The 14,838-nt window shown below is 42.0% G+C and carries 14 protein-coding genes; 4 read left to right on the top strand and 10 right to left on the bottom strand.

Going from position 1 to position 14,838, the window contains the following annotated elements; genetic code table 11:
* Positions 1-154: 154 nt before the first annotated feature.
* The 4 genes from A1QC_RS02875 to argF all read right to left on the bottom strand — a co-directional run bounded on the left by A1QC_RS02875 (position 155) and on the right by argF (position 3,340).
* On the bottom strand, positions 155-544 hold the full coding sequence (locus A1QC_RS02875) for a Rid family detoxifying hydrolase (RefSeq protein ID WP_017026410.1): 390 nt from the start codon (positions 542-544) through the stop codon (positions 155-157).
* A 109-nt stretch (positions 545-653) separates the two neighbouring features.
* Complete coding sequence (gene pyrI, locus A1QC_RS02870; protein ID WP_017026409.1) at positions 654-1,115, bottom strand: aspartate carbamoyltransferase regulatory subunit; 462 nt, start codon at positions 1,113-1,115, stop codon at positions 654-656.
* A gap of 16 nt (positions 1,116-1,131) precedes the next feature.
* Positions 1,132-2,061 carry an aspartate carbamoyltransferase gene (pyrB, locus tag A1QC_RS02865; RefSeq protein ID WP_017026408.1) on the bottom strand — a complete coding sequence of 310 codons (930 nt, stop codon included), beginning with the start codon at positions 2,059-2,061 and terminating at the stop codon, positions 1,132-1,134.
* Between the two features lie 274 nt (positions 2,062-2,335).
* Entirely contained in the window at positions 2,336-3,340 is a 1,005-nt protein-coding gene (gene argF, locus A1QC_RS02860; protein WP_017026407.1) for an ornithine carbamoyltransferase, read from the bottom strand.
* 288 nt (positions 3,341-3,628) lie between these two features.
* Between argF and rraB the strand changes: the two genes are divergently transcribed.
* Positions 3,629-4,063, top strand: a complete 435-nt coding sequence (rraB, locus tag A1QC_RS02855; RefSeq protein WP_017026406.1) for a ribonuclease E inhibitor RraB — start codon at positions 3,629-3,631, stop codon at positions 4,061-4,063.
* A 132-nt stretch (positions 4,064-4,195) separates the two neighbouring features.
* Entirely contained in the window at positions 4,196-5,002 is an 807-nt protein-coding gene (locus A1QC_RS02850) for a glycosyl hydrolase 2 galactose-binding domain-containing protein (protein ID WP_017026405.1), read from the top strand.
* Positions 5,003-5,015: 13 nt separating this feature from the next.
* Here the strand turns inward: A1QC_RS02850 and A1QC_RS02845 are convergent, their stop codons facing one another.
* From A1QC_RS02845 to pepA, 5 genes are all read right to left on the bottom strand, one after another.
* Positions 5,016-5,513 carry a GNAT family N-acetyltransferase gene (locus A1QC_RS02845; protein ID WP_431305834.1) on the bottom strand — a complete coding sequence of 166 codons (498 nt, stop codon included), beginning with the start codon at positions 5,511-5,513 and terminating at the stop codon, positions 5,016-5,018.
* A gap of 177 nt (positions 5,514-5,690) precedes the next feature.
* Entirely contained in the window at positions 5,691-6,149 is a 459-nt protein-coding gene (locus tag A1QC_RS02840) for a DUF2061 domain-containing protein (protein ID WP_017026403.1), read from the bottom strand.
* Between the two features lie 262 nt (positions 6,150-6,411).
* Positions 6,412-9,291 (bottom strand): valine--tRNA ligase, encoded by a 2,880-nt coding sequence (locus tag A1QC_RS02835; RefSeq protein WP_017026402.1) that lies wholly within the window; start codon positions 9,289-9,291, stop codon positions 6,412-6,414.
* A 159-nt stretch (positions 9,292-9,450) separates the two neighbouring features.
* Entirely contained in the window at positions 9,451-9,927 is a 477-nt protein-coding gene (locus tag A1QC_RS02830) for a DNA polymerase III subunit chi (protein ID WP_017026401.1), read from the bottom strand.
* A gap of 96 nt (positions 9,928-10,023) precedes the next feature.
* Entirely contained in the window at positions 10,024-11,538 is a 1,515-nt protein-coding gene (gene pepA / locus A1QC_RS02825; protein WP_017026400.1) for a leucyl aminopeptidase, read from the bottom strand.
* A 249-nt stretch (positions 11,539-11,787) separates the two neighbouring features.
* Between pepA and lptF the strand changes: the two genes are divergently transcribed.
* Together lptF and lptG are read left to right on the top strand one after the other, a co-directional pair.
* Positions 11,788-12,894: an LPS export ABC transporter permease LptF gene (gene lptF / locus A1QC_RS02820; protein WP_017026399.1), complete on the top strand. Its 1,107-nt coding sequence runs from the start codon at positions 11,788-11,790 to the stop codon at positions 12,892-12,894.
* Entirely contained in the window at positions 12,887-13,960 is a 1,074-nt protein-coding gene (gene lptG, locus A1QC_RS02815) for an LPS export ABC transporter permease LptG (protein WP_017026398.1), read from the top strand. Before lptF ends, lptG begins: the two co-directional genes overlap by 8 nt.
* A gap of 112 nt (positions 13,961-14,072) precedes the next feature.
* Here the strand turns inward: lptG and A1QC_RS02810 are convergent, their stop codons facing one another.
* Positions 14,073-14,546, bottom strand: coding sequence for an RDD family protein (locus A1QC_RS02810; protein WP_017026397.1), 474 nt, complete (start codon positions 14,544-14,546; stop codon positions 14,073-14,075).
* Positions 14,547-14,838: the final 292 nt, after the last annotated feature.

Below are 14,838 nucleotides of genomic sequence, written 5' to 3'. Positions count from 1 at the left end.
AGCTTACTAAAGAGGTCGGTGATTTATCTCTTGTTTGATTTAAGTATACGAGGAAGGTTACTTAATAGGTGAGGTTGAGAAGACAATTTGATACTCAAGTGGCTTTTAAAAGACAATGTTATCTCCCCACCACTTGAATATCACTTGAAAGGTATTACTTACGAACTGCAATGGCTTCGATTTCAATACCAACATCTTTAGGCAGACGTGCCACTTCAACACATGAACGAGCTGGGTAATTTGCTACATTATGCTCATCAAAGAATGCACCGTAGACTTCATTCACAGCAACAAAGTCATTCAGGTCTTTTACAAAAACTGTCATTTTAACAATATCGCCAACAGTTAACCCCGAAGACTCAACGACCGCTTTCACATTGTCTAATGATTGACGTGCTTGTGCTGTAATTTCAGCAGGTACTTCACCGGTTACTGGGTTAACTGGGATCTGACCTGAAGTCATAACCATGCTACCAAGATCAACACCTTGAACGTATGGGCCAATTGCAGCAGGAGCAGATTCTGTATGAAGAACTTTAGTCATTATTAATATTCCATTGGTTATTCAAGTTATATTCGAATGTTATTGCGCTTGATATTGCATCCGATATTGATAGTAACGAATTTTAACGCGCTGTAAACCTTCAGTCGCGTTATTTCTCAGTCATGATTTCTCGTGAGAAACTCTTTTCACAGTATTTGCATTTTAAACGAATGTCACCTTTCTTTTCGACGACACTAAAGCTGCTTGCGACCGGTTCATTGTGAGTAATGCAATTGCTGTTCGCACAGTTAAATACATCGGTCACTTGTTTTGGCAGGGTTAACGCGATCTTTTTAACCACTGTATAGTTTTCAATTTGGTTAACCGTAGCATGAGGGGCGTACAACGCTAGTTTTTGTGCTTGCTCTTCTGAAATAAAGGTGTTCTCAATTTTAAGTAGATCTTTTGCTCCTAAAGCAGAAGAAGGTAGGTTGAGACCAATGGTGACGCGCTCATTCGAGTTATCCATCTTAAATAACTTCAGCACTTTTACACCGACATGCGCAGGAATATGGTCGATCACGGTACCGTTTTTAATTGCTTCAACTTGCAATTGATTTTGTTTAGACATGATTCGGTCTCCGTGATTACAGGGTAGGGTTAAGAACTAAAGCAAGCAATGCAGTACGCGCGTAAACACCGTTTTCTGCTTGCTCAAAATAATAGGCGTATGGCGTTTTATCGACATCTACCGTGATTTCATCAACACGCGGAAGAGGGTGCAGAACCTTTAAGTTATCTTTGGCTTCTTTTAATGACGCGGCCGTTAGCACGAAGGCTGATTTGATATGAGCGTATTCTGATTCATCAAAACGTTCTTTTTGTACGCGTGTCATGTATAGGATATCTAGCTCTGGAATCACTTCTTCTATTTCACTATGCAGGCTGTAGATAATGCCCGCATCGTCTAATTCTTCACAAATATAATCCGGCATGGCGAGTGCTTCTGGCGCGACAAAGTAGAAGCGAACATTATTAAACTTAGCCAGAGCTTGGGTTAATGAATGAACAGTACGTCCGTATTTTAAATCCCCCACAAAAGCGATACGGATATTGTCCAATGTGCCTTGTGTTTCATAGATGCTGTATAAATCGAGCAAAGTTTGCGTTGGATGTTGGTTAGAACCGTCACCTGCATTGATGATAGGCGTATCGTTTGAAAATTCAGACGCAAGTCTTGCTGCGCCTTCTTGTGGGTGACGCATAACAAACGCATCGACATAAGAGGAAATAATACGAATGGAATCGGCCAGTGTTTCCCCTTTTTTAGCGTGAGATGTATTGCCTGCGTTATCAAAGCCGATCACGCTGCCACCAATACGTTGGATAGCCGTTTCAAAAGAAAGGCGAGTACGAGTAGAAGGCTCAAAGAAACAGCTGGCGACAACTTTGCCTTTGATTAACTCAGGTTGTGGTTCCGCTTTTATTTGAGCGGCAGTGTGAATGATTAATTCAAGCTCTTCACGAGACAGTTCAGGGATGGAAATAATATGCTTTTGATAGAGCGAGTTCGCCATGATTTGTCCTTATTTACGCATACACAAGACAATGAATACCTGCCAATTTCATTACGGACAGGTACAAAAAAGCCTCCCTAAAAAAGGAGGCTAAATCGTTACGGAATGGAAGCAATAACAGAATCAAACAAGCCTATTTGCTTGACGCAAAATTTGGTGTTTTGACTCAACTGTCGCATTACTCACTCCTTTCGATAATTGGCGAAAATTATACTCCCAATTATTACGAGCGCAAGCGATTGCGTTGTTCTCACCTAGATTATATGCAAATCAATTAATGGCCAAGCGTCGCAACCATAACTGCTTTAATGGTGTGCATACGGTTTTCTGCTTGATCAAATACAATCGAGTAATCCGATTCAAAAACATCGTCTGTCACTTCTAAACCTTTCATGCCATATTTTTCTGCTACTTCTTTACCTACGGTGGTTTCATCATTGTGGAATGCAGGCAAACAGTGCATAAATTTCACTTGTGAATTCTCGGTCGCTTTAATCACATTCATGTTGATTTGGTAAGGTGTCATCAAGGCAACGCGCTCATCCCAAGCTTCGGCGGCTTCACCCATCGAAACCCACACATCGGTATATAAGAAATCGCAACCTTTAACCCCAGCGTTCACATCTTCGGTTAACGTTATATTGGCACCCGTTTGCTGAGCGATCTCTTGGCATTGAGCCACTAATGCGTCTTCTGGCCAGAACGCCTTAGGAGCCACTAAGCGAATGTCCATGCCCATTTTTGCTGCGCCAACCATTAAGGAGTTCCCCATATTGTTGCGAGCATCTCCAAGGTAGGCGAAAGTGATTTCATGCAATTGTTTACCACGGCTGTATTCTTGCATGGTTAAGAAATCAGCAAGAATTTGAGTTGGGTGAAATTCGTCGGTTAAACCATTCCAAACAGGAACACCAGCATGCTCACCGAGCTCTTCTACAATCGCTTGTCCATAGCCACGATATTCAATGCCATCATACATACGCCCTAAAACGCGGGCAGTATCTTTCATGGATTCTTTATGGCCTATTTGAGAGCCAGAAGGGCCAAGATATGAAACTTGCGCGCCTTGATCAAAAGCTGCGACTTCGAATGCACAACGAGTACGTGTCGATGACTTTTCAAAGATAAGTGCAATGTTCTTACCGACTAAGGTCTTTTTTTCACTACCCGCATATTTGGCTTTCTTCAAATCGTTGGATAACTCCAATAGAAATTGAATTTCTTTCGGGGTGAAATCAAGCAACTTGAGAAAATTACGATTACGGAGATTGAAAGCCATAGTGGTATCCTTGTTATACAAACTTAAAAAACAGTTATACATAAAAATGCCAATAAAGTGAATTTTTATCTACTTTTTAGTGCGTGATATGCAACATGGGTTTTAAGTTCTTATTATGAGGCTATGAGCTTTAAATTAAAGTGAAATCACTAAGATCAACTGAAATTGATGCGGTGTTGCGGTACTTAGTCTATTTTTATTATCAGCTGGCTGATTTGCTCTTACTTAGACTGTGATTTCATGGCAAAATACGCCTTCTAAAATTTAGCCCACATTGGAGCACTGATTATGTCTAACAATGATCAATCTATGCAAGACGATTACTTATCAGTTGAAGAGCTGATTGAATTTCAAAAAGAAGAAACTCGCGACATCATCGCAGCATTGATCGAAGATGGCAGTGATCCAGAAGCGTTATATGATATCGAGCACCACCTTTTCGCAGAAGATTTCGAAACACTAGAAAAAGCCGTTGTTGAAGCTTTCAAAATGGGCTTTGAGGTATTAGAAGCCGAAGAAACGGAAGATGAAGACGGTGACAAAGTATTGTGTTGCGATGCGATTATGCAATCAGCACTTGATCCAATTTTAATCGACGAGCAAGTTGAAAAACTGGTTAACTTAGCGGAAAAATACGACATTATTTATGATGGCTGGGGCACTTTCTATGAAGGTGAAGATGCCATTTATGATGAAGAAAATGACGATTACGAAAACGAATAAGTCATTTTATTGAGCAATAAAAGATACCAGCATAACGGCTGGTATTTTTATATGTGATTTTTACCTTAATCCGCACTTCAGCCTTGGCTATCTTAGAGGTTTCTGACTAGTACGAGTATTTTACGGACATTTATGCACTTTCCTCTTGATGGCTTATGGCAAATATCTCCTCTTACGGATTTATCTATCCCACAAAATGACATTGCTTTTCCGGCTAAGATTAGTTCGGTATTGCCCGATCATTTATCGGAGCAATATATTGCCGAGCAAGAATGGCATTTGATGCACGATATTGAAGTCGATGATGCCATGCTTGAACTTGCCGCTATTGATCTGGTTATTGAAGGTATTAACCATTACGCCGAAGTACGTGTTGGTGGGGGGGCGGTTTTTGATTGTGATGGTTCCCAATATCGTTATCAAAAAGATATTAAGGAATATTTGAATTTAGGTAAAAATAGAATAGAGATATTACTTTTAGAACCAGATGAAGATTTTTTAATTGAGGATGAATCGACGATTTGTCATTTAGGAAAACCTAGTAAGACAAAAGAAGCGACCTCTATCGGGATTGCACGAACCCCGTTCTTACGTTTGGTGCGTAATGTTCGCTTGCATCATGTGGTGACTGAGCAAATATGGCATCACGGTGGTGGTTGTGAGTTAAAAGTCGATGTCTATTATGCCACCTTAAAACCAGGCTTAGTGTCGACGCAAATTAAATACGAAGGGATGATGTACACCGTGCCTTTAGACATACGAAGTGATTATGTTAGCGCTATTTTCCAAATGGAAGCACCAAAGCAAGCGGTGATGAAGCAAGGAACAACAGAAGCGTTAGAAGGGACTACTCAGTTATATGTTCATTTAGACGGCTATCATTTTTACTTTGATGTTGCACTGTCTGATTGCCAAAGCGTTAGTCATTACCCGCTATAATCGGCTTTCTTGGTTATAGCGATCTCACCATGATCACTTCGCAATCACTGTGCCCTGTATCTCCCCAAGGTGCATCTAAGTGTATAAAACCTATTTTTTCATAAAGTCTGAGTGCTGCTTTTAATTCCGCTGTGGATTCTAAATAACATTGATTGAATCCCAATACTTTTGCTTTATCAAAACAAAGATGGAGTAACTCTTCTGCGTAGCCTTGGTTACGAGCTTGAGGTGAAAGATACATTTTCTGCAGTTCACATACTTCGGGTTTACCTGCTAAGGGAGCAATTCCGGCACCTCCGACAACATTTTCTTGCGCATCTACCAGTACCCAATATTGCGATTTTTTATGGTCGTATACTTCAAATAAACTATCTAATGTTGGATCAGCGACGCTATAGCCTTTGTCTGCCGTTAAACCAAACTCTGCCGATACTTCACGGATTACTTGAGCGATGTGAGGGTTATCTTGCGGTTGGATTGGGCGAATATAAAGCGTCATAACAGTATGAATCCAATAAAAATGAAGCTTTATTTATACCTAACTCGTATCAACATGTATAGGGTGTTTATTGGGAAAAACCCTAGCTTGGGTTATAAAAAAGAAAAGCACTCGCTGGGTAACAGTGAGCGCTTGGAAAGCCTTGATTCGGAGTTTTTGATTATACATCTTCAATGATGTGGGTTGAGATTAATACACTTTAGTTGGCGAATTCACTTCAGGTAATTCTGATATTTCACGGCTATGTTGATGTAAGTCGTGGTGGTGACAATGCAACGTGATCTTTGCTTTTTCATTACGCTGCCAAAAACGTTCGTGGAAATAAAACACGACGGTATTAATACTAGGTTCAATCGTTGCCATTAAACCACCAATCAATGCATCACCGGTTAATAGGTATGTGACTAAGAAAGCCACGCTAAAGTGGAAGATCGCAAAGCTTGCCGTTTTTTTACTTGGTGAAAGCAATGCAATCCGGTTGAATTTAAGTTGCTGCCATGCTTTTTCATGAAAGTAAAAGACGACGGTGTTCACCATAGGTTCCGTCATAGCAATTAAACTACCAAGAATGATATCGCCTGTTAACAAATACGCTAATGTAAATGCAACACTGAAGTGTAAGATGGCGAATGTGAATGTCTTTTTCATAGTAGCTCCGAAATGGCTGTTTGCTTTAGGTACAGTATTGCGAATAATTATCATTTCGTAAAGGGCGGATTTGATTATTTGTTTGATAGGTAAAAACGATGAAAGATGATTAGGTCGTTTTGCTTATGGATTATCGATAAACCGTTTTTCTTTTTCGAGGTATGAATCTTCAGTTACGATAGACGAAAAAAAAGAGACCGCAGCTCTCACTACGATCTCTTCATCTATTTAGGGGCTAGCAACCAGTAACGAATACTGGTTCTTACAGCGCTGCAATCGTTGCTTTCTGCTCTTCCAGTTTAACCAAGGTCTCTTGGTAGCCCTCAAGCTTAGCACGCTCAGCAGCTACCACGGCTTCCGGCGCTTTTGCGACAAAGCCTTGGTTGTTTAGCTTACCTTCAATGCGTTTGATTTCGCCTTGAATGCGTGCGTATTCTTTATCAAGACGAGCCAGTTCAGCATCTTTATCGATAAGGCCTGCCATTGGGATCATCAAGGTAGACTTTTGAACCAGTGAGGTCGCACAAGCTGGGATTTCTTGACCATCAATGGTGGTTTGTCCTTGGCTTAGCACTTGAACGCTATCTAGTTTTGCAAGCGATTGAAGTACGTTTAGATTCGCTTCAAGGCGAGCTACATCCGTTTCGTCTGCGGCTTTAAATATTACGTCTAAGCCTTGGCTTGGAGCGATGTCGTACTCTGCGCGCAGGTTACGGATACTGGTGATAAAGGCTTTTACCCACTCAATATCAGCGAGTGCTTTCTCATCAAAATTCTCTGCATTAAATTGCGGCAGAGCTTGAGTCATGATGGTTTCACCTTCCACACCATCCACCAAAGGTTTCACGCTTTGCCAGATCGATTCTGTGATGTATGGGATCACAGGATGAGCAAGACGCAGTGTTTTCTCAAGTACGGTAATAAGCGTACGACGAGTGGCACGTTGTTGCGCTTCATTGCCTTTCCAAAGAACCGGTTTTGTTAACTCTAAGTACCAGTCACAGAATTGGTTCCAGATGAATTCATATAGCGTGTTTGAAGCCATATCTAAACGGTAGTTTTCGATATGTGCGTTGAATTCTTTCGCAGCGATTTCAAACTGAGATTCAATCCATTTATCGGCCAGTGAATAGTCAAGTTCTGCGTCAGTAGCAAAGCCACAATCTTGATCTTCAGTATTCATTAACACGTAACGGCTGGCATTCCACAGCTTGTTACAGAAGTTACGGTAACCTTCAAGACGTTTCATATCCCAGTTGATATCACGGCCAGTAGAAGCCATCGCTGCTAGGGTGAAACGAAGTGCATCGGTGCCGTAAGGTTCGATACCGTTTTCAAATGTTTTACGTGTGTTTTTCTCAATTTTTGCCGCCAATTTAGGCTGCATCATATTGCCACAACGTTTTTCAACTAAAGATTCAAGGTCAATACCATCGATCATATCGATAGGATCAAGCACGTTACCTTTAGATTTTGACATTTTATCGCCATTTTCATCACGGATAAGACCTGTCATGTAAACGGTTTTAAATGGAACTTGTGGCTTGCCGTCGTCATCTTTAACAAAGTGCATGGTCATCATGATCATGCGGGCAACCCAGAAGAAAATAATATCAAAGCCTGATACCAACACCTCTGATGGGTGGAAGGTTTTCAATGCATCGGTATTCTCTGGCCAGCCTTGTGTGCCGAACGTCCAAAGCGCAGATGAGAACCAAGTATCCAATACATCGTCGTCTTGGCGAAGTACCACAACAGGCGCGAGGTTATGTTTAGCGCGAACTTCTTCTTCAGTGCGGCCAACATAAACATTACCTTCGTTGTCATACCATGCAGGGATACGGTGTCCCCACCAAAGTTGACGAGAAATACACCAATCTTGTACATCACGCATCCAAGCAAAGTACATGTTTTCATATTGCTTAGGTACGAATTGAATCTGACCATCTTCTACCGCTTTTACGGCAGGTTCAGCTAGGGGAGCGGTGCGGACATACCATTGGTCAGTTAGCATAGGTTCAATCACCACGCCGCCACGGTCACCGTAAGGCACGGTGAGATCGTGATCTTTGACTTCTTCAAGTAGACCAAGTGTTTCCATTTCAGCGACCAGTGCTTTACGCGCAGCAAAACGCTCTAAACCTTGGTATTGAGTCGGAACATCCGTGCTGTAAACATCACTGATTTCACCATTGGTGGTGAACACTTCCGCGGCGTCACGAATGTCGCCGTTAAAAGTTAAGATGTTGATCATTGGTAGGCTATGACGTTTGCCCACTTCATAGTCATTGAAATCGTGAGCAGGGGTGATCTTCACACAACCTGTGCCTTTTTCCATATCGGCGTGTTCGTCACCCACAATTGGGATCAAACGATTAACGATAGGAAGCACGATATTTTTACCGATTAGATCTTGATAACGAGGATCTTCTGGGTTGACTGCAACGCCAGTATCACCCAATACGGTTTCAGGACGAGTCGTCGCCACCACAATGTAATCTTTACCATCCGCGGTTAATGCGCCATCGGCTAATGGGTAACGAAAGTGCCACATGTGGCCTTTTTTGTCTTTGTTTTCAACTTCAAGATCTGAAATTGCCGTGTGCAGTTTTGGATCCCAGTTTACGAGGCGTTTGCCACGGTAAATTAAGTCTTCTTCATACAAACGAACAAACACTTCTTGTGTGGCGGCCGATAGGCCGTCATCCATGGTAAAGCGTTCACGATCCCAATCAACGGAAGCACCTAAGCGACGTAGTTGTTGGGTAATGTTACCGCCAGACTCAGCTTTCCATTCCCAAATCTTGTCGATGAAGGCTTCACGGCCGTAATCGTGCTTGGTTTTGTTCTCTTCTGCTGCGATCTTACGCTCAACCACCATTTGAGTCGCGATACCCGCATGATCCGTACCGACTTGCCAAAGGGTGTTTTTACCCTTCATACGTTCGCAACGGATCAAGGTATCCATAATGGTATCTTGGAAGGCATGGCCCATGTGAAGGCTACCCGTGACGTTCGGTGGCGGGATCATGATGCTATAAGCTTCTTTTGAAGTGTCACCGTGTGGCTTAAAGTAGCCTTTCTCTTCCCAAGTCTGATACAGAGCTTGTTCGATTGATGTTGGGTTATATGTCTTTTCCATAGTCTTCTTTTATCGATACTGTGAGCGTGAAAAATAATGGTTTGTAAACGTAAAACGTTATAGTTAAAACAACAAAGAATAGAGAGGTTGCTTTAACTATAATGTTTGACGGTTATTGAGCGCTTTGCTTCTCGTGGCTAGGGCGCTACGTTTTTTGATTTACGTGCTTTGCTCTTTCGAGCTACGAGTAACGTTTTCTATGTCTATCGTCTGCATCTCAAACCCTTTTTGTCGGTAGATTTTATACCTTTCTCGGGCGAGTTGCTTTGCTTTTTCTTCGCAAGGCACGAAGTCTACCACTTGTGTAAAGGTCTCGGCAAAATTTGTATCATCATTCGCCATGTTGATGACTAATTGTCGATTGCGATGCGGCTTGAGTTTACTAAAGCCAATTTCAATCGGTGTACCATATTGAGGGCCTTCTCCAACTAAGTTATGCGCTTGAAATTGTTCAGGATCTCTTTGCCATAAGCTTTCATCGATAGCTTCTGCTTGGCTTCTATCTTGGGCATTGATATACACTTTTGCGCCTTGTGAGGCAAAATAATCAGCAAGGTAGATGACATAATCGATATGTCCTTGCATATGATCTTGTGTGCTGTTTTGTTCAATGATGTAGAAGGTTGCTATTGCCATCAACAATGGTTATCCAAATTTGGGTGCAGACAAAAAATAAAGGGGCCAAATAGGCCCCCTGTATTGTAGCTAAATATGCTATCGAAAGAAGAATATTTACTCTTCGATGATTTGCGAACCCGATGAGCGGTTTAATAAGAACTGGACTAGCAAAGAAACGGGGCGGCCAGTTGAGCCTTTTTGTGCGCCTGATTTCCAAGCAGTACCTGCGATATCAAGGTGTGCCCAGTTGTACTTTTTAGTAAAGCGAGACAAGAAACAGCCTGCTGTAATAGTGCCACCCGGACGACCGCCAATGTTTGCCATATCAGCAAAAGGACTAGCCAGTTGCTCTTGGTATTCATCTGCCATCGGTAAGCGCCACGCGCGATCGCCAGCTTGCTCTGAAGCATTCACGATTTCATGTGCAAGAGGGTTGTGGTTGGCTATCACACCGCTGATGTGGTGACCTAATGCAATCACACAAGCACCGGTAAGAGTCGCAACATCAACCACACAATCAGGGTCGAAACGCTCGACATACGTTAAAGCATCACATAATACTAAACGGCCTTCAGCATCAGTATTTAATACTTCAACAGTTTGGCCTGACATCGTCGTTAGAATGTCACCAGGGCGGTAAGCATTACTACCTGGCATATTTTCACAACCTGCCAAAATACCCACAACGTTAATTGGTAGGTTCAGTTTTGCTAGTGCTTTCATCGCACCAAATACAGACGCTGCGCCACACATGTCATATTTCATTTCATCCATAGCTTCGCCAGGTTTTAATGAAATACCACCTGAATCGAAGGTTAATCCTTTACCAACCAATACAATCGGCTTGGCTTCTGGATCTGGGTTACCTTTATGGGTGATGATGGACATCATGGATTCATTGCGTGAACCACGACCAACGGCTAAGTAAGAATGCATGCCTAGCTTTTCCATCTCTTCTTCACCAATGATTTTGGTGGTGATGGATTCAAAGTCATCGGCAAGACGACGAGCTTGAGACGCAAGGTAAGCTGGGTTAGCAACGTTTGGTGGCATGTTGCCAAGATCTTTCGATGCTTTCACACCTGAAGATATAGCCAAGCCATGAGTAATCGCTTTTTCACCAAGGTTTAATTCACGGCGAGTAGGTACGTTAAATACTAATTTACGCAGTGGGCGACGGGTTTCAGGTTTGTTGCTTTTGAATTGATCAAAGGTATATAAGCTATCTTTGGTTGATTCAATTGCTTGGCGAACTTTCCAATATGTGTCACGACCTTTGACATGCAGTTCGGTTAAGAAGCATACTGCCTCCATTGAACCGGTATCGTTTAGTGTACCAATGGTTTTTTGGATGATATCTTTGTATTGGCGTTCACCCAGTTCACGTTCCTTGCCACAACCGACAAGTAGAACACGCTCTGATAAAATGCCCGGCACTTGGTGCAACAGTAACATTTGACCAGGTTTACCTTCGAGATCACCTCGACGTAATAATGAACTAATGTAGCCGTCGCTAATCTTATCTAGCTGCTCGGCGACAGGAGAAAGGCGACGTGGCTCAAACACACCAACGACAATACAGGCGCTGCGTTGTTTTTCTGGGCTGCCACTTTTTACACTGAACTCCATGCGTACTCCTACATCTTAAAGACAAGTAGGACTAAATGTTGGATAATGCATATTCTCTATCAATCAGTTAGTAAACTGTTCTAGAATTAAGCCAGCAACATTTAGTCTTCAAAAAGAAAAATCGAGTTTTGGTGAAAACTCACCCGATATTTACAAAATAATATAGTTAAAAATTATCAAAAATAATAGACTCATCGGAAAACTATAGTGATTCCGCCAAAAAAACAAGTTTTGTATAGGTAATGCTGCGTGATTATTGTTAGATATTTGATCCGCGAGACACTCAAAAGCCAGTTCGCCGTCTTCTTTGTGCTTTTTCTCGTGTTCTTGAGCCAAAAATTTATTAGTGTGCTTGCGGAAGCCTCCGATGGCGATATTCCCGCGAGCATGATCTTATCTATTGTCGGTTTGAATATGCCGTCAATGGGCTTACTCATGCTGCCTTTAAGTATCTATATCGGTATTCTACTGACGTTTGGTCGTCTGTACGCAGAAAGTGAAATTACCGTGATGAACGCTACCGGCATTGGTAATAAATTTCTGGTACATGCCGCGTTATACCTCGCTTTAATTACAGGGGTGATCGCAGGGTTCAACTCTTTATGGCTCTCACCTTGGAGCCAAGAAAAAGTCACTCAACTCTTAGAACAAGTGGCCTCTACGAGCAGTATCGATTTATTGAAAAAAGGCCAATTTCAATCCTCTCCTGATGGTAGTGCTGTTGTTTTCGTGGATGATATTAAGGATAAAAAGCTCACCAATGTTTTCGTTGCTCAAGCCGAACCAAGAGATTCAATTCGCCCAAGCGTGATGTTTGCCAACTCTGGTGTGGTAAAAGAGTTTTCTGATGGCCGACAAATCCTAACACTCAATGATGGTGTGCGTTATGAAGGTATACCGAATTCTCTGGATTATAGAAATACCAATTATGCCGAATATTCCGCATTAATTGGCCAGCGTGATGTGCAGAAAAAGAAACGTAAATGGGAAGCGATTCCAACCAAAGAATTGATAGGACAAAATGATCTTGAAGCCAAAGCAGAACTGCAATGGCGATTAACCCTCATTGTTTGTATTCCATTGCTCACCTTAGTTGTCGTGCCACTGTCGTCAGTGAACCCTAGACAAGGTCGCTTTGCTAAGTTAGGCCCTGCGGTATTGATTTATTTAGCGTACTTTTTATCGATCAGTGCAATGAAGTCTGCAGTTGAAGATGGAACCGTTCCTGCCGCCTTTGGTATGTGGTCAATTAATGCCGCTTTATTGTTGGCGGGCATTCTCTTAAATAGTTTAGACAGCTTGTTCGTTCGTCGTCTCAAGGACAAATTAAGAAAAAGGAAGTTGAGCCGTGTTTAAAATTCTTGATTGGTACATTGGCCGAACCATTATTGCGACTACATCGTTATGTCTTGCAACTTTAGTTGGCCTCTCTGCCATCATTAAATATGTGGAACAACTACGTAAAGTTGGCCGAGGCACTTTTGATCTAATGGAAGCTTTGTACTTTGTTGTATTAAGTATTCCACGTGATATCGAAATGTTTTTCCCGATGGCCGCATTACTCGGGGCATTGATTGGTCTGGGTATGTTAGCGGCAAGTTCAGAGCTTGTAGTTATGCAAGCCGCTGGATTTTCAAAATTAAACATTGGTATGTCGGTATTAAAAACAGCGATTCCATTGATGTTAATGGTGATGATTTTAGGGGAGTGGGGTTCGCCTCAAGCGCAAAAATTAGCACGAGACTCCCGAGCATTAGCGATTGCTGGTGGCAATATTGTGTCTGTCCGTGATGGCGTGTGGGCAAGGGATGGAAATAACTTCATCTATATTGGTCGTGTAAGCGGTGAGAATGAGCTACAAGGCGTCAGTATTTGGCAGTTTGATAACGATAAGAAGCTCAACGATATTCTAGTATCCAAAACCGTTCGTTATGAAAATGACAACCGTTGGATGATGAAAGATGTGCAAATTACCAAAATGGATAACGATATCCAGCTGTCGAAAACTCAAGTCGATAATTATGAATGGAAAACTACGCTTACCCCAGACAAATTGGCGGTCGTGACGGTGAAGCCAGAGGAGCTTCCTCTTACTGGTTTGTACAGTTATGTGAAGTATCTAAAAGATTCCGATCAAGATCCTTCTCGCTACGATTTAGCTTTCTGGCGTAAAGTATTTCAGCCATTATCCATTGCAGTCATGATGTTGATGGCGCTGTCATTCGTATTTGGGCCTTTGCGTAGCGTTACTATGGGGGCAAGGATTCTATCAGGGGTTATTGCCGGTTTTACGTTCTACATCTCAAGTGAAGTCTTTGGCCCTATGAGTTTAGTTTACAATATTCCCCCCATTGTTGGCGCATTGGCACCGAGCCTAATTTTCTTAGTTATAGCTATATTGTTGATGCGAAGAAAAGCGTAAGCCGTAGAGTGGAAAGCAGATAAAGAAGAAAGGGATGCGTTGGCATCCCTTTTTATGGTCTGTATCTATCCCTAATGACTTCTACATTTTGAAATCACTTGGCATAGAACAATCATTGAACATGAGGCAAATGAACGACTTCACACTTGGCACACATGTCTTGCAATGCTCGTTTTTTAGGGTCAAAGAGAACGGTTAAGTTTCCTAAACCAAATAAAGACATCACCATGCGAATCAAAGATTGAACAAAAGAAATATTACGCCCATCTTCATTTTGTACTCTTAATTTCCAAGCTCGCATACCGAGTGTTTGACCTTTCATCCAAAAGTAGCTTAGAAAGCCAACCCATACGAATACCACATAAGCATGAAATATTATGCTCCAAAGTGGGTGGTGATTGAGCAAGTCACTGGCATCAACATAAGAGCCATAGTTAATGGCCCCTTGTGAAAGCAATGCTTCCATTGTGGCAACGACAATACCTACCGCTATCATTTCTACCGCTATGATTATTAAGGCATCATAGATAATTGCAGCGAAACGGCGAAATAGCCCAGCAGGCTTAATTAAGTTGGTTGAATTCATAAGGCTTCTAGTTCACTAAATTTGTAAGCAGAATAGCCATTTGTTAGCTGCATTTAAAGGGTTAAAGTGTATCAAATAGGGATTAATGGCGAAATTATCAGCGGTTGAGCCAATTTGAAAATTTAACACTTGCACAGTCATCTTCCATCCGTATAATTCCAACCATTCCTGAGCAATAACCATTAGGTTGTTTCAAATATTGTTAAGGAAAATAAATTGGCGGTATGGTGAAATTGGTATACACGACGGATTCAAAATCCGTTGCCTTCGGGCGTGGCGGTTCAAGTCCGCC

The organism is Vibrio rumoiensis 1S-45 (genome assembly GCF_000286955.2).
In the GTDB taxonomy this organism is placed as follows: domain Bacteria; phylum Pseudomonadota; class Gammaproteobacteria; order Enterobacterales; family Vibrionaceae; genus Vibrio; species Vibrio rumoiensis_A.
The sequence above is the reverse complement of the archived record's forward strand: the minus strand, read 5'-3'. Positions and strand labels throughout refer to the sequence as shown.

What these genes read in the sequence shown, in the direction of transcription:
- A1QC_RS02875 (WP_017026410.1), bottom strand. Translation starts at nt 544, where the DNA reads ATGACTAAAGTTCTTCATACAGAATCTGCTCCTGCTGCAATTGGCCCA.
- pyrI (WP_017026409.1), bottom strand. Translation starts at nt 1,115, where the DNA reads ATGTCTAAACAAAATCAATTGCAAGTTGAAGCAATTAAAAACGGTACC.
- pyrB (WP_017026408.1), bottom strand. Translation starts at nt 2,061, where the DNA reads ATGGCGAACTCGCTCTATCAAAAGCATATTATTTCCATCCCTGAACTG.
- argF (WP_017026407.1), bottom strand. Translation starts at nt 3,340, where the DNA reads ATGGCTTTCAATCTCCGTAATCGTAATTTTCTCAAGTTGCTTGATTTC.
- rraB (WP_017026406.1), top strand. Translation starts at nt 3,629, where the DNA reads ATGTCTAACAATGATCAATCTATGCAAGACGATTACTTATCAGTTGAA.
- A1QC_RS02850 (WP_017026405.1), top strand. Translation starts at nt 4,196, where the DNA reads ATGCACTTTCCTCTTGATGGCTTATGGCAAATATCTCCTCTTACGGAT.
- A1QC_RS02840 (WP_017026403.1), bottom strand. Translation starts at nt 6,149, where the DNA reads ATGAAAAAGACATTCACATTCGCCATCTTACACTTCAGTGTTGCATTT.
- A1QC_RS02835 (WP_017026402.1), bottom strand. Translation starts at nt 9,291, where the DNA reads ATGGAAAAGACATATAACCCAACATCAATCGAACAAGCTCTGTATCAG.
- A1QC_RS02830 (WP_017026401.1), bottom strand. Translation starts at nt 9,927, where the DNA reads ATGGCAATAGCAACCTTCTACATCATTGAACAAAACAGCACACAAGAT.
- pepA (WP_017026400.1), bottom strand. Translation starts at nt 11,538, where the DNA reads ATGGAGTTCAGTGTAAAAAGTGGCAGCCCAGAAAAACAACGCAGCGCC.
- A1QC_RS02810 (WP_017026397.1), bottom strand. Translation starts at nt 14,546, where the DNA reads ATGAATTCAACCAACTTAATTAAGCCTGCTGGGCTATTTCGCCGTTTC.